This window comes from Pedococcus ginsenosidimutans (genome assembly GCF_039544395.1).
Lineage (GTDB): Bacteria > Actinomycetota > Actinomycetes > Actinomycetales > Dermatophilaceae > Pedococcus > Pedococcus ginsenosidimutans.
This window is the reverse complement of sequence record NZ_BAABLO010000001.1, coordinates 137,119-155,027: the sequence shown is the minus strand read 5'-3', so window position 1 is coordinate 155,027 and position 17,909 is coordinate 137,119. Positions and strand designations below refer to the sequence as shown.

Below are 17,909 nucleotides of genomic sequence, written 5' to 3'. Positions count from 1 at the left end.
CCGGCCACCCTGCTTTTGAGACGCGTAACACGACGTTATGGAGGGGCAGGCCGCACCGAGCCGTCGCGGCCGCGGGTTCAGGCCGTGACGGTGATCTCGTGGATCTCGTCGTAGGGGTGTCCGGCCCGCTCGTGGATGCGCTGCACCGCCTCCTTGCTGGGGCCCTCGGAGAGGCAGAAGACGTGGCCCGACTCCGGGTCCGCCCAGGCGTGGGTGAACTGCACCGACTCGTCGTCCTGGATCGCCAGGTCGGCCTGGTGCGCCTCGTGCAGCGCCTGCGCCGTGACGCCCGGCATGCTCGTGTGGACGTCCATGAACTGGGCCATGGGAGCTCCTTCCCTGAGGGGTGGTGGTCTCGCCACGCTACGCCGGGGCCGCTGGCTGCTCCTCCGTCAAAATGACGGCAGGGCGCGGGCCCAGGCGTCCCAGGTCCGGCCGAGGGTCGAGTGGTGCGCGTCCGTGGCCAGCTGCCGGCCGAGGGCTCCGGGCTCGTGCAGGGTGAAGACGTCACGACCGGGGTCGGCGGGGCGCCACCCGAGGGCCGTGACCGAGTCCACGACCCGCGCGCCGCCGAGTACGCCGGTCCCGGCACCCGACCCGCCACGCAGGGTGAGCTCCTCGACGAGGGCCGGCCGGGCCGCGTACGCCATGGTCGTCCGGCAGGTGAGGTCGCCACCGGTTTCGCCGGTGCGTCCGAGGGCGACGCGGTCGCGCAGCAGCAGCCGACCCGTGTCGGCGACGTCGACGTCGAGGGTGCGCACGACCCGCGCGCCGTCGCAGACCACGAGGGGCTCACCGGCCCACACGAGGACGGCGCCGGGGTGCACGGTGAGCGCCACCTCGACGAGGCTGCCCGCGCCGCGACCGTGGTAGGCCACGGTGCCGGCGACGTCGCGCAGGTCCAGCCGGAGCCCCGGGCCGACCTCGACGGACAGCCGCAGCTCGTCGCCGCCGAGCAGGGTCGCGGTCGTGGCGATGAGCGCGACCTCGGCGCTCGCGGCGCCCTGGCGGACGACCCGGGGGCTGACGAGGCCCCCACGGAGGTCGAGGCGCGCCGGGCCGCCCCGCCGCGTGTCGTCGGGGAGCAGGGCGACGCGGGCGGTCCGGACGTCAGTGCGTGTGGGCACCCTCACCGCCGGCGTGGGAGTGCGGGGCCATCGGGCCGGGGTCGACGGGGGTGCGGCCGCCGCCGCGGTGCTCCTCGAGGACGCCGAGCACCCACGCCCTCAGCTCCGCGACGGATGCCGGATCGGTGCGCGAGAGCGCGATGACCGGGCGGCCCTCGCGCGCGTGCCGGCCCTCCCGGGCCATGAGCTCGGCGTCGACCCCGACGTACGGCGCGAGGTCGGTCTTGTTGACGACCAGCAGGTCGGCGCGGGAGATGCCGGGACCGCCCTTGCGGACCACGTCACCGCCGCCCGCGACGTCGAGGACGAAGACCTGGGCGTCCACGAGGGCGGGGGAGAACGTCGCGGTCAGGTTGTCGCCACCGGACTCGACCAGCACGAGGTCGAGCGGCGCGAAGTCGGCCTCGAGGTCCTCGACGGCCGAGAGGTTGGCGCTGACGTCGTCACGGATCGCGGTGTGCGGGCAGGCGCCGGTCTCGACGGCGCGGATCCGCTCCGGGTCGAGCACCCCTGCCGCACGCAGCATCCGGGCGTCCTCGTCGGTGTAGATGTCGTTGGTGACGACGCCGAGCTCGAGGGTGCCGCCGAGCTCGCGGCACAGCATTCCGATGAGTGACGACTTGCCGGTGCCGACGGGCCCGGCGACGCCGAGGCGCAGGGCGCGGGTGGGGGACGGGCTGGCGTCAGGCACTGAACAACCTCCGGGGGTGGGTCGGGTGGTGGTGCTGCCACTGCTCGAGCAGCGGGGCTGCAGGAGCGGGTACGGCGCGGGGCTCGGTGAGGTGCGCGACCGCCGAGACGACCTCCTCGACGGCCGCGCCGGCGTCCAGCAGCCAGGCCGTCGCGTCGGCGGGGTCGAGGGGGCACAGCTTGAGGGCGGCGGCGCACAGCGTCTGCACGTCGTCGTACGCCACGAGCCGTGCGGTCCGAGCCGCGTCGAGACCCGCTGCCGCAGCCATGGCGCCGACGGCGACGGGGCGGCACGGCGTGGGCAGGTCGGCGAGCGAGGTGGCCGCTGCCGACCCGGGCCACAGCCGCAGGGCCAGCCGACGCTGGCCGCGCCCCACGGCGACCGACGCCGCGCGCGACACCTCGCTGGGGGTCCGGGCCGCCCAGGCGTCTTGCACGGGCTGGAGCGGCAGGCCGGCGAGGACGTGGTGCCGGGTGACGACGGCGACGGCGGCCTCGACTCGGACCACGGTGCACAGCCGGGTCTGCACCAGCCCCGGGATGTCGCCCTCGGCCAGGCCGCCGAGAAGCGCCGGCTCGAGGCCGGAGGACTGGGTGTGGCCGCCGACCGGCAGCCGCCCGTCGGCGAGCAGCATCGCGGCGAGCTCGGGGTGGGGGAGGGCTGCTCTCCCGGCAGGCGGCGACACTGGATCGGGCGTCATCAGAACAGTGAGTACCGCTGGGCCAGCGGCACCTCCGTGGCGGGGGACGGCGTGACGACCTCGCCCTCGACGCGGATCTCGAACGACTCGGGGTCCACCTCGATCGCCGGGGTGGCGCTGTTGTTGACCATGTCGGCCTTGGTCACCTGGCGGGTCGGTCGCACGGCCGACAGGTGGCGGCGCAGGCCCAGGTCGTCGGCCAGGCCGGCCTCCAGCGCCGCCGGCGCGACGAAGGTCAGCGAGCGGTCGGCGCCGGCGCCGCCCTCGGCGACCAGCGCGGGGCGCATGAGCACCGGCTGCGGCGTCGGGATCGACGCGTTCGGGTCACCGAGCGCGGCATACACGATCGCCCCGCCCTTGATGACGACGTCCGGGCGCCACCCGAAGAACTTCGGGTCCCACAGCACGAGGTCGGCGAGCTTGCCCGGTTCGACGGAGCCGACCTCGTGGTCGATGCCGTGCGCGATGGCCGGGTTGATCGTGTACTTCGCGACGTAGCGCCGGGCCCGCTCGTTGTCGGCCGGCAGGCTGTCGCCGAGGGCGCCGTACCTCGCCTTCATCACGTGCGCGACCTGCCAGGTCCGGGTGACGACCTCGCCGATGCGGCCCATGGCCTGGGCGTCCGAGCTCGTCATCGACAGCGCCCCGAGGTCGTGCAACAGGTCCTCGGCGGCGATGGTGGTCGCCCGGATCCGGCTCTCGGCGAAGGCCAGGTCCTCCGGCACCGCGGGGTTGAGGTGATGGCAGACCATGAGCATGTCGAGGTGCTCGGCGACGGTGTTGACGGTGTGCGGCAGTGTCGGGTTGGTCGACCCCGGCAGCACGTTGGCGTGGCTCGCGATGGTGATGATGTCGGGCGCGTGGCCGCCGCCGGCTCCCTCGGTGTGGAACGCGTGGATGCTGCGCCCGCCGATCGCCCGCAGGGTCGAGTCGACGTAGCCGGCCTCGTTGAGGCTGTCGCTGTGCAGCGTCACCTGGAGTCCGAACTCGTCGGCCGCGCGCAGCGCCGCGTCGATGGCCGCCGGGGTGCTTCCCCAGTCCTCGTGCACCTTGTACGCCGCCGCGCCGGCCAGCGCCTGCTCGCGCAGCCCCGCGGCACTGACGGTGTTGCCCTTGCCCATGAGGAGCACGTTGACGGGCAGGTGGTCCAGCCCGCGGTGCACGGAGCGCAGGTGCCACGGTCCGGGCGTCACGGTGGTCGCCTTGGACCCCTCGGACGGCCCGGTGCCTCCGCCGCCGAGCGTCGTCAGCCCGGCGGCGAGCGCCTCGTGCACCTGGCTGGTCGACAGGAAGTGGACGTGCAGGTCGATGCCGCCGGCGGTGAGGATGCGGCCCTCGCCGGAGATGACGTCGGTGCCGGGGCCGATCTCGAGGTCGGGGTGCACGCCGTCGGCGATGTCGGGGTTTCCGCTGCGACCCAGCGCCACGATGCGCCCGGCCCGGATGCCGACGTCCGCCCGGACGATGCCCCAGTGGTCGAGGACGACCGCGTTGGTGATGACGGTGTCCAGCGCCCCGTCGGCACTGGTGCGCAGGCCCTGGGCCATCGACTCGCGGATCGACTTCCCGCCGCCGAAGACGGCCTCCTCGCCGCCGAAGGTGAGGTCGTCCTCGACCTCGACCCACAGGTCGGTGTCACCGAGGCGGACCTGGTCGCCCTTCGTGGGGCCGTACAGCGCGGCGTACCGCTCGCGGTCGAGCTCAGCCATCGAGGGCACCTCCCTCGTTCGTGTCGTCGAGCCGACCGCCGAGCCTGCCGTCGAGCCTGCCGTCGGACCGGCCGTCGACCTGCAGACCCGGCACCCGCCGGCGGCCCTTCAGCGCCACGGCGGCGACCTCGCGGCTGACGCCCGGCTCGAACCGCACCGACGTGCCGCTGGGGATGTCGAGGCGGAACCCGTGGGCCGCGGCGCGGTCGAAGGCGAGGGCCGGGTTGCTGTCGGGCAGGTGCAGGTGCGACCCGACCTGCACGGGGCGGTCACCGGTGTTGACGATGACGAGGGTGAGGCGCTCGTCGTCGGTGCGGTCGGCGTTGATGGTGACGGTGCCCGGCCTCACGCGGACGGCACCCGGCCCGGAACTGTTGCTGCTCAACGGATCTCCTGCTCTCGGGTGTCTCGGGTGTCTCGGGTGTCTCGGTGGCTCGGGTCAGGTGATCGGGTGGTGGAGGGTGACGAGCTTGCGGCCGTCCGGGAACGTCGCCTCGACCTGCACGTCGGCGACCATCTCCGGCACGCCCTCCATGACCTGGTCGCGACGCAGCACGGTGCGGCCCTCCTCCATCAGGTCGGCGACGAGGGCTCCCTCGCGGGCGCGCTCGACGACCCACGTGGACAGCAGCGCGACCGACTCGGGGTGGTTGAGGAGGACCCCTCGGGCCAGGCGGTCGCGCGCGACCATGCCGGCGACGGACAACAGCAGCTTCTCGGTGTCGGCGGGGGACAGGTGCACTGCAGCCTCCTGGTCGGGGCACTGGCTGGGGACCAGTAGACCAAGGCAGTGTTTCAAGCGGGTTTCGCCCCGGCTACCCCCGACGGGGATACCGTGCGGAAGGTGCCTGCCGACGTCATTGTGCTGCCGAGCCCCCTCCTCGGCCCGGCCGGCTACGAGCCGCTCGTCGACGCGCTGGCCGCGCGGGGCGCGGGGGCGGTGGTGGCCCGGCTGCCCGACGGAGCTCTGGTGCCCGCCGCCGTGCTCGCGGCGTTCGTCGACCAGGTGACCGCGTCGGCCGCCCCCCTCCTCGTCGCGCACAGCAACGCCGGCTACCTCGTGCCTGCCGTCCGTGCAGCCGCCCCGGTCGAGTCCGTCGTCTTCGTCGACGCCGCCCTACCCCTCGCTGCCGCGGCCACGACGCTGCTGGCGCCACCGCAGTTCGGCGAGTTCGTCGCGGGGCTCCCACAGGAGGACGGCCTGCTCCCGCCGTGGCCGCTCTGGTGGGACCCCGCCGACGTGCTGCCGCTGTTCCCCTCGCGGGAGTGGTTCACCCGGGTGTCAGACGAGGCACCCCGGCTCCCGCCGTCGTGGTTCACGACCCCGGTCGAGGTGCCGTCCGGCTGGGAGGCGCTGCCCGCTGCATACCTCGGGTTCGGGAGCACGTATGCCGAGGAGCTGGCCTTCGCGCGCGCTGCCGGGTGGCCGGTGGAGGAGGTCGACGGCCACCACCTGCACCTGCTCACCGACCCGGCCGCCACGGCAGGTGCCGTGCTGCGCCTGCGCGAGCGGCTCGGGTGATCTGTGCCTAGGGTGCTGGGCATGGACCGGCCAGCCCTCCAGGACGCCCTCAAGCACCGCGACGCCGTGCTGCGTGCGTTCGTGCGCCCCGACGGCAGCCTCGTGTCGATCCCGACCAAGATCGCCAAGCGGCTCGTCGTGCTGGACCTCATCGCGCAGGAGTTCGCCGTGGGCGAGGTCTACGAGGAGACCGAGGTCAACACCAGGCTGCGGGCCTTCCACGACGACGTCGCCGCGCTGCGGAGGTACCTCGTCGAGGAGGGGTTCATGGACCGGCGCGACGGCCGCTACTGGCGGTCGGGCGGCACGGTCGACGGCATCTGAGCCTCCTTCGGCCCCGACCGGGCGGCTCGCCACGGAGGGCCCGGCCGGCGATGCGTGGTCCAGAGCGCGTGGGGGTGCCAGACTCGGCGCATGCTGCGGCTCGAGGACCACTGGGTCTGGGACTCCTGGATCGCCGACGACGGCGACCTCTACCACCTGTTCTTCCTCCAGGCGCCCCGGTCGCTGGTGGACCCGGCGAAGCGGCACACCGCCGCGACGGTGGGGCACGCGACCTCGCGCGACCTCGTGTCCTGGGACTACCTCGGCGAGTGCTTCGGGCCGGCGGACACCGGGTTCGACGACCTGGCGATCTGGACCGGCTCGGTCGTGCGCGACGGCGACCGGTGGCGGATGTTCTACACCGCCGTCTCGACCGCCGGGCACCACGTCTACGACCAGCGGGTCGGCTCCGCCGTCTCCGCCGACCTGCACCACTGGGAGCGCGTGTCACCCGAGCCGGCCGTGCGGGTCGACGGGCGCTGGTACAAGAACCTCGCCAACACCCCGGCGCCGACGCAGGGCCCTGACCTGGAGGGTTCGAGCGAGACCTGGCGCGACCCGCTCGTCTTCGCCGACCCGGACGGCGAGGGCTGGCACCTGCTGCTGTCGGCTCGCGCCCGCGACGCCGCCCGCAACGACGACGGCGTCGTCGCCCACGCCACCTCGGGCGACCTCGAGCACTGGACGCTCGGGGCGCCGCTGTGCGAGCCCGGCGCCGGGTTCGGCCAGCTCGAGGTGCTGCAGGACAAGCAGGTGGACGGGCGCTGGGTACTCGTCTTCACCTGCCACCCGCAGGAGATGACCACCGACCGCCGGGCCCGCACCGGCGACTACTGCACGTGGTCGGTGCCCGGCCCCGGTCCGCTGGGGCCGTGGGACATCGACGCCGCTCGCCCGTTCACGGCCGAGCCCGACCTCTTCGCGGCGCCGCTCGTCCAGCGGCGCGACGGGTCGTGGGCGATGGTCGGCTTCCGCAACGTCGAACCCCAGGGCTTCGACGGGTTCGAGATCATCGACCCCGTCCCGGTGACGCTGGACGCCGAGGGCTACCTCGTCGCCGCCGAGGGCTACGACCCCGCGCCCCCGAGCTACGCCCGCCTCGCCGCCACGTAAACGGGAGGCGCCACCGCGCAGTCCGTGGCTAGGGTCGCGGCCATGATCGTCCGCCGCGAGCTCCCCGCCGATGCCGACGCCGTACGGGCCGTGCACCTCGCGGCCTTCGCGAAGCCGGCCACCGACGACGCCCCCGCCCGCCAGGGCACCCTCGAGGCCGACCTGGTCGACGAGCTGCGGGCCGACGGCGACCTCGTGGCCGAGTGCTGCCTCGTCGCCGAGGTCGACGGCGTGGTCGCCGGTCACGTGGCCGTGAGCCGGGCCTCCGTCTCCGGGGAGCCGGTCCTGGTGGGCCTCGGCCCGCTAGGGGTGCTGCCCGAGGTGCAGCGCTCGGGTGTGGGGACGGCGCTCATGCACGCCACCCTCGCCGCGGCGGACGCCCTCGGTGAGCGCGGGGTGGTGCTGCTCGGCCACCCCACCTACTACCCGCGGTTCGGGTTCGGGCCGGCTGTCGAGCACGGCGTCACCCCGCCGCAGGACTGGGGTCCGCAGTTCTTCATACTCCGTCGGCTCCATGCCTGGGGCGACGGGGTGCGGGGGCCGTTCCGGTACGCCCCGGCGTTCGAGCGACTCGACGACTAGGCCCGGCAAAACCCCGGTTGCCCGGCAACACTCGGGACGACAACCCGCGGTATGGCGGGCAACCGGCGTTTTGCGGGGGTGGGCCGGGGTGGGCGCGGGGTGGGCTCGGAGGTGGGCGCGGGTGGGCTAGTCGCCGGTCCGGCCGTCGGCGAGCTCGCGCAGCAGGTCGAGGTGGCCGTTGTGCCGGGCGTTCTCCTCGATGAGATGCAGCAGCACCCAGCGCAGGGTCGGGCGCTCGCCGCTGCGGAAGGGTGTCGCCGAGACGTCGTCGAGGTCGAGCCCGGCGATGATGGCGTCGGTCCGCACGGCCTGCGCGGCGTACTCCTCCAGCGTCTGGGCCAACGGTGTCTCGGCACCCACGCTGAACTCCCGGTCGGGCTCCGCCGCGGTCCACGGCCCGAGGTCGGGGCCGCCGACGAACCGGTTCTCGACCCACGAGTGCTCGACCCAGCGCAGGTGGTTGAGCACCCCGCCGATCGTCATCAGTGGTGAGCCGGGCAGCGGCGCGGCAGCGACGTGGTGCGCGGCGAGGTCGCGCGCCTTCCCGGCGGCGACGTCGCGGGTGTACTGCAGCATCGTGAGCAGGGTGGTCCGCTCGTCCCAGGTGGGCGGGGTGTCGTCAGGCTTCATGGCACCGACCCTGTCGTACGCCGCGTGCCCCGCGCCACCGGTTACCGCTTCGCGCCATCAGTTGGGGTTGTACGGGCGCTCCGGTGGCGGTGGCACCAGACCCATCGTGCTGGCCAGGCCCTGCTCGCGCCGGACGAGGCGCAGCGCGAGGCGCAGCCTGCTCTCGGTGTCGGTGGCGGCGAGCAGCCGTTGGCGGTCGCCGAGGTCGAGACCGACGGCGCCCCCGACCTCGTAGGAGAGCGCGACCGGGTCGTCGGGCCACTGCGGCTCCTCGGCGCCGAGGGTGGTCGCGTAGGCGTGCAGGGCCCGTCGCAGCCGCTCGGCGAGGTCGGCGACCTGGCGTTCGCCGCCGGTGGGCTCCTCCAGGACGGTCACCTCCCCGGTGGGGTATGCCGTGCCGGCCTCGGGCTCGAGCGCGTCGAGGTGGAAGCGCCGCACCCCGGTGCTGACCACGAGGTAGCGGCCGTCGCCGAGGGACGCAGCCTGGGTGACCCGCGCCAGGCAGCCGACGTCGTGCAGGTCGTGCACGGAACCGGCACCGACCTCGTGGCCCTGCCGGATGGCGACCACGCCGAACTCGGGGACGTCCATCGCGTTGAGGAGGTCGCTGAGCAGCACGATGTAGCGCGGCTCGAAGATCTGCAGCGGCAGGCTCGCACCGGGGACGAGGACGGTGCCGAGGGGGAAGAGCGGGACCCGCGCCATGTCCCCACGGTAGGCCCGCGCGGCCGGCACCGACAGCCGTCCCGCCGTCGCGGTGGTGGAGCCCTCTGCCGGGCACCTCCGACTAGGCTGCCAACCGTGTCGCCCTACGTCGTCGTCGCCGCAGTGGTCGTGGTCGGCCTGTTGCTGTTCGTCGCGGCCATGGGCGCCCGCCGGCTGCTCGCCCCGAGCGCCCCGACGCGGGCCAAGCTCACGACGTACGAGTCCGGTGTCGACCCGGTGGGGCAGGGCTGGGCGCAGACCCAGGTCCGTTACTTCGTCTACGCCTTCCTCTACGTCATCTTCGCCGTGGACGCGGTCTACCTGTTCCCGTGGGCGCTCGTCGTGCGCTCCGCGGACCTCGGCGCGGCGTCGCTCGTCGAGATCGGCGTGTTCATCGGTGTCCTGCTCGTCGGCCTCGTGCACGCCGCGCGACGTGGCCTGCTGAGGTGGGTCTGATGGCCCCGGTCGACCTGCCGCTGCCGCGCGTCGGCCCGGCGACCGACCTCGCGCCGCAGCCGATCCGGGTGGTCCTCAACTGGGGGCGGCGCTACTCGCTGTGGGTGTTCAACTTCGGCCTCGCCTGCTGTGCCATCGAGTTCATCGCGGCGTCGATGGCCCGCCACGACTTCATCCGCCTCGGCGTCATCCCCTTCGCGCCGGGTCCGCGGCAGGCAGACCTCATGGTCGTCTCGGGCACGGTCACGGACAAGATGGCGCCGGCCGTGCGCAGGCTCTACGACCAGATGCCCGAGCCGAAGTACGTCATCTCGTTCGGCGCCTGCTCCAACTCCGGCGGCCCCTACTGGGACTCCTACAGCGTCACCAAGGGTGTCGACACGATCATCCCGGTCGACGTCTACGTGCCCGGCTGCCCACCGCGTCCCGAGTCGCTGCTCCAGGGGATCCTGCGGCTCCAGGAGAAGATCGCGGCAGAGACGTTGAGCACCAAGGGGATTCGCGGCAAGTATGCAGCGCACCGCACCGCGTCGGCCGGTGAGGTCACCCGCGGGCTCGTGCAGCCGCCGGCGGGAGGGCGGCCGTGAGCGACCCCGCGTCGGTGCAGCGGCGCGAGGTCGAGCCGCAGGACTGGGTGGCTGCGGCGGAGTCGGCCCGCGCGGAGGGCTTCACCTTCTTCGACTGGCTCACCGCGGTCGACCAGGCCGACGCGACGGACGTGCCGGGGCTCGACGTCGTCTGCCACCTGCTCGACCCCTCGACGCCGACTGCCTTGCGACGCACCATGATCCGCACCCGCGTGCCGGAAGGTGCCCCGCTCGCGAGCATCACCGGCGTCTTCCGCGGGGCGGCGTGGCACGAGCGCGAGACGCACGAGATGTTCGGGCTCGGCTTCGGGGGCTTCGACGACGGCACGGGGCGGGGGCTGCGCCCGCTGCTGCTCCCCGACGGCTTCGAGGGCACCCCGCTGCGCAAGTCGTTCGTCCTGGCGGCGCGGGCGTCCAAGCAGTGGCCCGGTGCCAAGGAACCGGGGGAGAGCGAGCACAGCAAGCCCACGGGTCGGCGCCGGGTCTCCGCACCCGGCGTGCCGGACCCCGAGTGGGGGCCGCGGTGACCGGCGCGGACGCCCTCGAGGTCGGCCTGCGGGCGGTGGCCGTGCTGGCCGCCTTCCTCGTCCTGCCGCTGCTCGTCGGCCAGACCGAGCACAAGGTCATGGCCCACATGCAGGGACGGCTCGGCCCGATGTATGCCGGCGGCTTCCACGGCTGGGCCCAGCTCGTCGCCGACGGGGTGAAGTTCGTCCAGAAGGAGGACATCACCCCGGCCGCCGCCGACCGGGGTGTCTTCCGGTTCGCCCCGGCCGTCGCCCTCGTGCCCTACCTCGTCGCGATGGCGGTCATCCCGCTGTCGCCCGACGTCGTGGCCGCCGACGCCCCGGCCAGCGCGGTGTTCGTCCTCGCGGTCACGGCGGTCGGGATCCTCGGCACGCTCATGGCCGGCTGGGCGAGCGCCAACAAGTACTCGTTGCTCGGCGCCATGCGCGCGGCGGCCCAGCTGCTCTCCTACGAGCTGCCGATGGTCCTGGCGGTGGCGAGCGTCTGCCTCGCCGCCGGGTCGCTGTCCCTCTCGGGCGTCGCCGCGGCGTGGTCGCCGTGGTGGCTGTTGTGGCAGCTGCCCGGGGCCGTGGTGTTCCTCGTGTCCGCCGTGGCCGAGCTCCAGCGGCCGCCGTTCGACATGCCGGTGGCCGACTCCGAGATCGTCTTCGGCGCCTACACCGAGTACACCGGGCTGCGGTTCGCGTTCTTCCTGCTCAGCGAGTACGCCGGGATCGTGGTGATGTCGCTGCTGTTCGCCGTGCTCTACCTCGGTGGCTGGCACGGTCCGTTCAGCGACCAGCTCGGCTGGGTGTGGACGGTGCTCAAGGGCTTCTGCATCGCGGTCGTCGTCATCTGGCTGCGGGTCGCGTGGCCCCGGCTGCGCGAGGACCAGCTCCAGCGTTTGGCCTGGCTCGTCCTGGTGCCCCTCGCGCTCGCGCAGCTGGCACTCACCGGAGTCTGGGTGGTGGTGAGCGCATGAGCGAACCGACCCAACCCGAGCCGACCCAGCCCCAGCCGCCCCAGACCCGGCCCCAGCCGACCAGGCGCAGCAGCGGCGGCGCCGTACCGGGCATCCTCAAGGGCCTGGCCACCACAGCCCGCACCCTGGCGAGGCCGACCCACACGGCGGAGTACCCCGACGTGCAGCCGCACCTGCCGCCCCGCAGCCGTGGCGTGATCGCGCTGCTGGAGGAGAACTGCACGTCCTGCATGCTGTGCGCCCGCGAGTGCCCGGACTGGTGCATCTACATCGACTCACACAAGGAGACGATCCCGGCGACGACCCCGGGCGGACGCGACCGGCAGCGCAACGTGCTCGACCGGTTCGCCATCGACTTCAGCCTCTGCATGTACTGCGGCATCTGCATCGAGGTCTGCCCGTTCGACGCGCTGCACTGGAGCCCCGAGTTCGAGTACTCCGAGCTCGACATCCGCGACCTGCTGCACGACAAGGACAGGCTCGGCCAGTGGATGCCGACCGTCCCTCCGCCGCCGGCCCTCGACGAGCACGCGGCCGAGCCCGCCGAGGTCGCCGCCGTCAACAAGCCGCCCCGCGCGGTGCGGGCGCCGTCGGCACGCCCGGCCCGTCCCACGCGGGTGACCCCGGCGCCGGAGGCCGAGGCGTGACCGGGCTCGACCTCGCCTTCGCGGCGGTGGGTGCCATCGCCGCGGCCAGCGGGCTCCTCGCCGTGACCACGCGCCACGTCGTCCACGCCGCCCTGTGGCTGGTGGTCTGCCTCGGGTCGGTGGCGGGCTGCTACCTCGTGCTCGGCGCCGAGCTCGTCGCGCTCGTGCAGGTCCTCGTCTACGTCGGGGCCGTGGTCGTCCTGGTGCTGTTCGCGCTCATGCTGACCCGCGCGCCGATCGGCCCCCGGGCGGAGATCTCCACGAGCCCGTTGCACCGCACCCTGGCCGCGGTCCTCGGTGCCGGGGTGACCGCGCTGCTGGCCAGCGTGCTGCTGCCACTGGCCCACCCCGTGGACAGGCACGAGACCGACACCTCGGTCCTGTCGCGTGAGCTGTTCGGCACCTGGGTGTGGCCCTTCGAGGTGCTCTCGCTGCTGCTGCTCGTGGCGCTCGTGGCGGCCCTCGCCGTCTCGCGGGTGGGCACCTCGCGGGAGGAGGGGGCGTGATCCACCTCGCCGGCCCCTACCTGCTCGCCGCCGTCCTCGCCGGCCTCGGGACGTACGGCGTCCTCGCCCGCCGCAACGCCGTGCTCGTCCTCATCGGGGTCGAGCTGGTCCTCAACGCCGCCACGCTGCTGCTCGTCGCCGTCGGGGCGTCGGCGGGGGACCGCTGGGCCGCGGGCAACGTGCTGACCCTGTTCGTCATCACCATCGCGGCCGCCGAGGTCTGCGTGGCCCTCGCGGTCGTGCTGGCGGTGTTCCGGATGCGCGGTGACGTCGACCTCAGCGAGCCCCGGTCGTGAGCGCCGCCGCGGCACGGCTGGTCGTCCTGCTGCCGGCCCTGGCCGCCGTGCTGGGGCTCTTCCTGGCCCGCCGGCCGGGACCGGCTCGGGGGTTCGCCGTCGGTGCCGCCGCCCTGACGGTCCTCGCGGGGCTCGTCCAGCTCGTGGGCGTGCACACCGGCTCGGCGTCGCGAGCGGTGGCGACCGTCCCGGCCCTGGCTGCCGGCGAGCTGCGCATCCCGCTGGAGCTCCAGGCGACCACGGCGACCGCGCTGATCGCCCTCGTCGTGGCGGTCGTCGGCTGGGCGGTCCAGGCGTTCGCCGGCTGGTACCTGCGTGACGACGACCGCTACGGCACCTTCGCCGCCACCGTCTCCCTGTTCACCGCCGGCATGCTGCTCGTCGTCCAGTCCGCCGACCTCGTCCTCACCCTCGTCGGCTGGGAGGTGATGGGCTGGTGCTCCTTCCTGCTCATCGGGCACTGGAGCCGCAAGGAGTCCGCCCGGCGGGCGGCAGTGAAGGCCTTCCTCGTCACCCGGCTGGCGGACGTGGGCTTCGTCCTCGGCGTGGTGGTCCTGGCCGTGGGAGCCGGCTCCACGGCATACCGGCAGGTCCTGTCGGCCTGGGGGCCGGTCACGGAGTGCGCCGACACGGCCGTGGCCGCCTGCGCCGCCCCGGACGGCACCCTGCGCACGGTCGCCATGGTGCTGCTCGTCATCGGGATCCTGGGCAAGTCCGGCATGGTGCCGTTCCACGACTGGCTGCCCGACGCCATGGAGGGCCCCACGCCGGCCTCGGCGCTCATCCACGCGGCCACCATGGTGGCTGCCGGGACGTTCGTGCTGGCCCAGCTCTTCGACGTCCTGGCGGCCAGCGACGGCGCACGCTGGGTCCTGGCGGCCAGCACCGCGGTCACGATGGTCTGGGCCGCGCTGCTGGCCTTCGGGCAGAGCGACCTCAAGCGGCTGCTCGCCTACTCCACCCTGAGTCAGGTGGCGCTGATGCTCTCAGCCGTCGCCGTGGCACCTGCGAAGGAGGGCCCCGGCGCAGGGGTGCTGCACCTCTACTCGCACGCCTTCTTCAAGGCGTTGCTGTTCCTCGCGATCGGGTGGCTCAGCGTCACGGTCGGCGGCACCGCGGCCACGACCCTGCGCGGTGGCCTGCGTGGTCACCTGGTCGTGCGGCCGGCGATGTTCGTCGGGCTGCTGTCGCTCGCCGGCGTGCCACCGCTGGTCGGCTTCGTCTCGAAGGAGCACGTCCTCGCAGCGGCCGAGGCGGGGGCGTCCGCGGGTGAGGCGCGGGCCTGGCTCGTGCTGCTCGCGGGGCTCGTGACCGTCGTCCTCACTGCGGCCTACTGCATGCGGGCGTGGCTCGTCCTCGACGACGTCACCGCCTTCGACGCCGAGCGGCACGACGGCGACACCGCGACCCCGGCCGTGCGGACGGCCGTGGTGGTGCTCACGGTCCTCACCGTCGTGGGGGGACTCGTCGTGCTGACGCCGCTCGTCGACCTCGAGGGCCACATCGGCTGGCTGATGGCGGTGCTCAGTGTCCTGCTCGTCGTCGGCACTGGCCTGCTCGTGCGCCGGTTCGCCGGGGGCTCGGACCCTGCCGTGCGGCTCGTCGGCGCCCGGATGCCTCACTTCGACCGGGGCTTCGGGGTGGACCGGCTGTACGTAGCGCTGGTCGCCACCCCGGTGCTCGCCCTCGCGCGCCTGGTCGTCTTCCTCGACCGCGAGGTCGTCGACGCGTACGTGCGCGGGGCGGCCGTCGGGGCCGCGCTCGCCGGCCGGGGTGGTGACCGCGCCCACCAGGCCGAGCGGGCCGCGACCGGCCTCGCCTGGGTCGTCGCGGGAGCGGTGGCCGTGGCGCTCGCGGGGGTGGCGCTGTGGTGACCCTCGTCGCGCTGCTGGTCCCCGCCGCCGTCGCCACCTGGCTGCTCACCGCCGGTCGTGGCCTCGGCCACCGCGCCGTCAACCGGCTGGCCGCGGTGGCCAGCGCCGTCACGCTCGTCGCCGTGGTGCTCGTGGTCGTGGTGCGGCCGGAGGTGGACCGTGCCTGGGTGCCCTCGCTCGGCCTGCGCTGGCACCTCGCCGTCGACGGGGTCAGCGCCCCGCTGCTGCTGCTCACCGCCGTCCTCGGGGTGGTGGTCGTGCTCCACACGAGCGACCGGCCCCCGGTCGGCGGCACCAGTGCGGCCTTCCACGCCTGCCTCCTGCTCGTCGAGCTCGGGGCCCTCGCGACGTTCCTCGCCCGCGACGCACTGCTGTTCTTCGTGTCCTTCGAGGTGGTCCTCGTGCCGATGTGGGTGCTCATCACCCGCTTCGGCGACGCCCACCGCCCGGCTGCGCGCGCCGACGCCGGAGCCCGGTTCGTGCTCTACACGGCCTTCGGCTCGACCCTGATGCTCGTCGGCATCCTCGCCCTCGTCTCGGCCTCGGGCACCTCCGACCTCGGGACCATGGCGCAGGCGGCGGGGCGCGGCATCCCGGCCTCCACCCAGCTGCTCGTCGCGGCCCTGCTCGTCGCGGGCCTCGCGGTCAAGGTGCCGGTCTTCCCGCTGCACACGTGGCTGCCACCGGCCCACACCACGGCTCCCACGGCCGGCTCGGTCCTGCTCGCCGCGGTGCTGCTCAAGATGGGCACCTACGGCCTCGTGCGGCTGCCGCTGGCCACCGTGCCGGACGGGTTCGCCCGGGTCGCGCCGGTGCTGGGCGTGCTTGGCGCGGTCGGGATCGTCTGGGGAGGGCTCGCCTGCCTCGTCGAGCGTGACCTCAAGCGGCTGGTCGCCTACTCCTCGGTGGCCCACATGGGCTTCGTCGCCATCGGCCTCGCCAGCGGCACGCAGACCGGGCTGCAGGCGGCGCTCTTCGCGAACGTCGCGCACGGGGTCATCTCGGCCCTGCTCTTCGTCGTCGTCGGTGGCCTCAAGGAGCGCTGGGGCGGAGCCGACCTCGAGACGGCCAGGGCAGCCCTGCGCGAGGTGGCGCCCCGGCTGGGCTTCGCGCTCGTGGTCGGGTTCGCCGCCTCGCTCGGGCTGCCCGGCCTCGCCGGCTTCTGGGGCGAGTTCCTCAGCGTGTACTCCGCGTGGTCACCTGCGCCCGACCGCCCGCTCGCCCTCTTCCGCACCCTCGCCGTGGTGGCCGCGCTGGGCACGGTGCTCGCAGCGGCGTACGCCCTGCGGGTGCTGCGCACCGTCTGGGCGGGGGACCGCACCTCCCCGGCCATCGAGGACAGCCGCCACACCGAGTGGGGCGTCGTCGTCCTCCTCCTCGTCGCCACCATCGTGCTCGGGGTGGTCCCGGGACCGTTGCTGGCCCTGACCCACGACACCGTGGCCCTGCTCGTGGGGGCGTCCCGGTGAGCGCCGTGGCGACGTTCGACTGGGTGGCCCTGGCGCCGGTGCTCGCGCCAGCCCTGGGCGCCGTGCTCGTCCTCGTCGTCGACGCCGCGGCCCCCCGCCTGGTCCGCGTGCACCACCTGCTCGGCCTCGCGGCGCTCCTCGCCGGGGTGGGGTTCGCCCTGCCCGCCGCAGTGACCTCCGGCGGGGCCCCGCTGCGGTCGCTGTGCCTGGCCGGCCGGGCCGGGTCCTGCCTCTACGAGGCGGGACCAGTCGCCACCGCCCTGCAGCTCGCGGCCCTCGGCTCGGCGGTCGTCGTGCTTCTGCTGCTGTGGCCCGACCGTCGCGCCGCCCTGCGCGGCGGGCCGGCAGTCCTCGTGTCCCTCGTCCTCGCGGCCACCGCCGGTGCGGCGGGGGTCGCGGCCGCCCACGACCTCGGGTCGTGGCTGGTGTGCCTCGAGCTCGCCACCCTGCCCGTCGTGGCCCTGGTCGCCCTGCGCGGCACGGCCGAGGCGGGGCGAGGGGCCCTGGCCCTGCTGACCACCTCGCTGGTGTCGTTCGCCCTCGTCGTGCTCGGTGCCGCGCTCTGGCTGCTCGCGACCGGCCAGGCGGTCTTCGCCGCCGACGCCGTGTCCACCGCCCTGGACGACCCGGAGCGACGTGCCGTGCTCCTGCTCGGCGTGCTCCTCCTCTTCGCCGGGGTCGGGTTCAAGCTGTCCCTGGTGCCGTTCCACGTCTGGACCCCCCAGGCGTACGCCGGAGGCAGCGAGGCGGTCGCGGCCTTCCTCGCCGCCACGTCGAAGGTGGCAGCGCTCGCGGCCCTCGTCGTGGTCCTGCAGCCGCTGGTGGCGGCCGGCGCCCCGGTGCTGGCAGCAGTGGGGGTCGTCGCGGCGGTGACGATGACCGTCGGCAACCTCCTGGCCCTCGCCCAGGACGACCCCGTGAGCCTCCTGGCGTGGTCGACGGTGGCGCAGGCGGGCTGGGTGCTGCTCCCGCTCTCCGCGTCCTCTCCCGGGTCCGCCGCCGCCTCCGGCGCCTACCTGGTCTCCTACGTCGTGGCCACCCTCGTGGCGTTCGTCGTGGTCCACGTCGTCAGCATCGGGGGAGCGCCGCGCCGGATCGCGGCCTACACGGGGCTGCTCCGCTCGCGGCCGCTGCTGGGCGGCGCGCTGGGCCTGGCCCTGCTGTCCCTCGCCGGGCTCCCGCCGGGAGTGGTGGGCCTCGTCGCCAAGGTCGTGGCGCTGCGCCCTGTCGTCGCGCAGGGGCAGTGGCTGCTGGCTCTGGTCGCCGTCGCCAACGCGGTCGTCGGCATCGCGGTCTACCTGCGCTGGTTCGCGGTGCTGCTGCGCGACCCCGAGCCCCAGGAGGCGGCGGACCACGGCCTCCTCGGCGGCCCCGTCGCGCGCCCGCTCCTCGCTGCCCTGGTGCTCAGCGGGACGGTGCTCGTGGCGACGAGCGTGCTGCCGCAGCTGCTCGTCGGGCTGCTGGAGTAGGCGGGAACGCCGC

Annotated in this window: 23 protein-coding genes; 14 read left to right on the top strand and 9 right to left on the bottom strand. The window is 74.2% G+C overall.

All coding sequences use genetic code 11. The annotated features are described in order from the left end of the window. Window positions 1–77 precede the first annotated feature (77 nt). The 7 genes from ABEA42_RS00815 to ABEA42_RS00785 form a co-directional block, all read right to left on the bottom strand. Entirely contained in the window at window positions 78–326 is a 249-nt protein-coding gene (locus ABEA42_RS00815; RefSeq protein ID WP_345500491.1) for an SCO4226 family nickel-binding protein, read from the bottom strand. 66 nt (window positions 327–392) lie between these two features. Then, window positions 393–1,127: an urease accessory protein UreD gene (locus tag ABEA42_RS00810; RefSeq protein ID WP_345500490.1), complete on the bottom strand. Its 735-nt coding sequence runs from the start codon at window positions 1,125–1,127 to the stop codon at window positions 393–395. Further along, window positions 1,111–1,818: an urease accessory protein UreG gene (gene ureG, locus ABEA42_RS00805; protein ID WP_345500488.1), complete on the bottom strand. Its 708-nt coding sequence runs from the start codon at window positions 1,816–1,818 to the stop codon at window positions 1,111–1,113. The genes ABEA42_RS00810 and ureG overlap by 17 nt, the downstream gene beginning before the upstream one ends. After that, on the bottom strand, window positions 1,811–2,518 hold the full coding sequence (locus ABEA42_RS00800) for an urease accessory protein UreF (RefSeq protein WP_345500487.1): 708 nt from the start codon (window positions 2,516–2,518) through the stop codon (window positions 1,811–1,813). Before ABEA42_RS00800 ends, ureG begins: the two co-directional genes overlap by 8 nt. Further along, complete coding sequence (locus ABEA42_RS00795; protein WP_345500486.1) at window positions 2,518–4,227, bottom strand: urease subunit alpha; 1,710 nt, start codon at window positions 4,225–4,227, stop codon at window positions 2,518–2,520. The genes ABEA42_RS00800 and ABEA42_RS00795 overlap by 1 nt, the downstream gene beginning before the upstream one ends. Then, window positions 4,220–4,612: an urease subunit beta gene (ureB, locus tag ABEA42_RS00790; RefSeq protein ID WP_345500484.1), complete on the bottom strand. Its 393-nt coding sequence runs from the start codon at window positions 4,610–4,612 to the stop codon at window positions 4,220–4,222. Before ureB ends, ABEA42_RS00795 begins: the two co-directional genes overlap by 8 nt. A 54-nt stretch (window positions 4,613–4,666) precedes the next feature. After that, window positions 4,667–4,969 carry an urease subunit gamma gene (locus ABEA42_RS00785; RefSeq protein ID WP_345500483.1) on the bottom strand — a complete coding sequence of 101 codons (303 nt, stop codon included), beginning with the start codon at window positions 4,967–4,969 and terminating at the stop codon, window positions 4,667–4,669. 102 nt (window positions 4,970–5,071) lie between these two features. Between ABEA42_RS00785 and ABEA42_RS00780 the strand changes: the two genes are divergently transcribed. The 4 genes from ABEA42_RS00780 (at window position 5,072) to ABEA42_RS00765 (ending at window position 7,768) form a co-directional block, all read left to right on the top strand. Then, a complete protein-coding gene (locus ABEA42_RS00780; RefSeq protein ID WP_345500481.1) occupies window positions 5,072–5,749 on the top strand; it encodes a hypothetical protein in 678 nt (225 codons plus the stop codon). Between the two features lie 21 nt (window positions 5,750–5,770). Then, complete coding sequence (locus tag ABEA42_RS00775; RefSeq protein WP_345500479.1) at window positions 5,771–6,073, top strand: DUF2087 domain-containing protein; 303 nt, start codon at window positions 5,771–5,773, stop codon at window positions 6,071–6,073. A gap of 90 nt (window positions 6,074–6,163) precedes the next feature. Next, entirely contained in the window at window positions 6,164–7,186 is a 1,023-nt protein-coding gene (locus ABEA42_RS00770; RefSeq protein WP_345500477.1) for a glycoside hydrolase family protein, read from the top strand. A gap of 42 nt (window positions 7,187–7,228) precedes the next feature. Continuing rightward, window positions 7,229–7,768 (top strand): GNAT family N-acetyltransferase, encoded by a 540-nt coding sequence (locus tag ABEA42_RS00765; RefSeq protein WP_345500476.1) that lies wholly within the window; start codon window positions 7,229–7,231, stop codon window positions 7,766–7,768. A 126-nt stretch (window positions 7,769–7,894) separates the two neighbouring features. On the opposite strand, the gene ABEA42_RS00760 is transcribed toward ABEA42_RS00765, so the two are convergent. Further along, window positions 7,895–8,398, bottom strand: coding sequence for a DinB family protein (locus ABEA42_RS00760; protein ID WP_345500475.1), 504 nt, complete (start codon window positions 8,396–8,398; stop codon window positions 7,895–7,897). A 57-nt stretch (window positions 8,399–8,455) separates the two neighbouring features. Continuing rightward, window positions 8,456–9,103, bottom strand: a complete 648-nt coding sequence (locus ABEA42_RS00755; RefSeq protein WP_345500474.1) for an LON peptidase substrate-binding domain-containing protein — start codon at window positions 9,101–9,103, stop codon at window positions 8,456–8,458. A 96-nt stretch (window positions 9,104–9,199) separates the two neighbouring features. Here ABEA42_RS00755 and ABEA42_RS00750 point away from each other — a divergent pair, with 96 nt between their 5' ends. Genes ABEA42_RS00750 through ABEA42_RS00705 form a run of 10 tightly spaced genes read left to right on the top strand, consistent with a single transcriptional unit; the run spans window position 9,200 to window position 17,896 of the window. After that, window positions 9,200–9,559: an NADH-quinone oxidoreductase subunit A gene (locus ABEA42_RS00750; RefSeq protein WP_345500473.1), complete on the top strand. Its 360-nt coding sequence runs from the start codon at window positions 9,200–9,202 to the stop codon at window positions 9,557–9,559. Then, the gene (locus tag ABEA42_RS00745; RefSeq protein WP_345500471.1) at window positions 9,559–10,146 is read left to right on the top strand and encodes an NADH-quinone oxidoreductase subunit B; all 588 of its coding nucleotides are present in this window, start codon (window positions 9,559–9,561) and stop codon (window positions 10,144–10,146) included. The genes ABEA42_RS00750 and ABEA42_RS00745 overlap by 1 nt, the downstream gene beginning before the upstream one ends. Further along, the gene (locus tag ABEA42_RS00740; RefSeq protein ID WP_345500470.1) at window positions 10,143–10,673 is read left to right on the top strand and encodes an NADH-quinone oxidoreductase subunit C; all 531 of its coding nucleotides are present in this window, start codon (window positions 10,143–10,145) and stop codon (window positions 10,671–10,673) included. The genes ABEA42_RS00745 and ABEA42_RS00740 overlap by 4 nt, the downstream gene beginning before the upstream one ends. After that, a complete protein-coding gene (locus tag ABEA42_RS00735) occupies window positions 10,670–11,635 on the top strand; it encodes a complex I subunit 1/NuoH family protein (RefSeq protein WP_345500469.1) in 966 nt (321 codons plus the stop codon). The genes ABEA42_RS00740 and ABEA42_RS00735 overlap by 4 nt, the downstream gene beginning before the upstream one ends. After that, complete coding sequence (locus ABEA42_RS00730) at window positions 11,632–12,282, top strand: NuoI/complex I 23 kDa subunit family protein (protein WP_345500467.1); 651 nt, start codon at window positions 11,632–11,634, stop codon at window positions 12,280–12,282. Before ABEA42_RS00735 ends, ABEA42_RS00730 begins: the two co-directional genes overlap by 4 nt. Then, entirely contained in the window at window positions 12,279–12,788 is a 510-nt protein-coding gene (locus ABEA42_RS00725; protein WP_345500466.1) for an NADH-quinone oxidoreductase subunit J family protein, read from the top strand. The genes ABEA42_RS00730 and ABEA42_RS00725 overlap by 4 nt, the downstream gene beginning before the upstream one ends. Next, window positions 12,785–13,084 carry an NADH-quinone oxidoreductase subunit NuoK gene (nuoK, locus tag ABEA42_RS00720; protein ID WP_345500465.1) on the top strand — a complete coding sequence of 100 codons (300 nt, stop codon included), beginning with the start codon at window positions 12,785–12,787 and terminating at the stop codon, window positions 13,082–13,084. The genes ABEA42_RS00725 and nuoK overlap by 4 nt, the downstream gene beginning before the upstream one ends. Beyond that, window positions 13,081–14,958: an NADH-quinone oxidoreductase subunit 5 family protein gene (locus tag ABEA42_RS00715; RefSeq protein ID WP_345500464.1), complete on the top strand. Its 1,878-nt coding sequence runs from the start codon at window positions 13,081–13,083 to the stop codon at window positions 14,956–14,958. The genes nuoK and ABEA42_RS00715 overlap by 4 nt, the downstream gene beginning before the upstream one ends. Continuing rightward, on the top strand, window positions 14,952–16,427 hold the full coding sequence (locus ABEA42_RS00710) for a complex I subunit 4 family protein (RefSeq protein WP_345500463.1): 1,476 nt from the start codon (window positions 14,952–14,954) through the stop codon (window positions 16,425–16,427). Before ABEA42_RS00715 ends, ABEA42_RS00710 begins: the two co-directional genes overlap by 7 nt. Next, on the top strand, window positions 16,424–17,896 hold the full coding sequence (locus tag ABEA42_RS00705) for a proton-conducting transporter transmembrane domain-containing protein (protein WP_345500462.1): 1,473 nt from the start codon (window positions 16,424–16,426) through the stop codon (window positions 17,894–17,896). The genes ABEA42_RS00710 and ABEA42_RS00705 overlap by 4 nt, the downstream gene beginning before the upstream one ends. The last annotated feature ends 13 nt before the right edge of the window (window positions 17,897–17,909 follow it).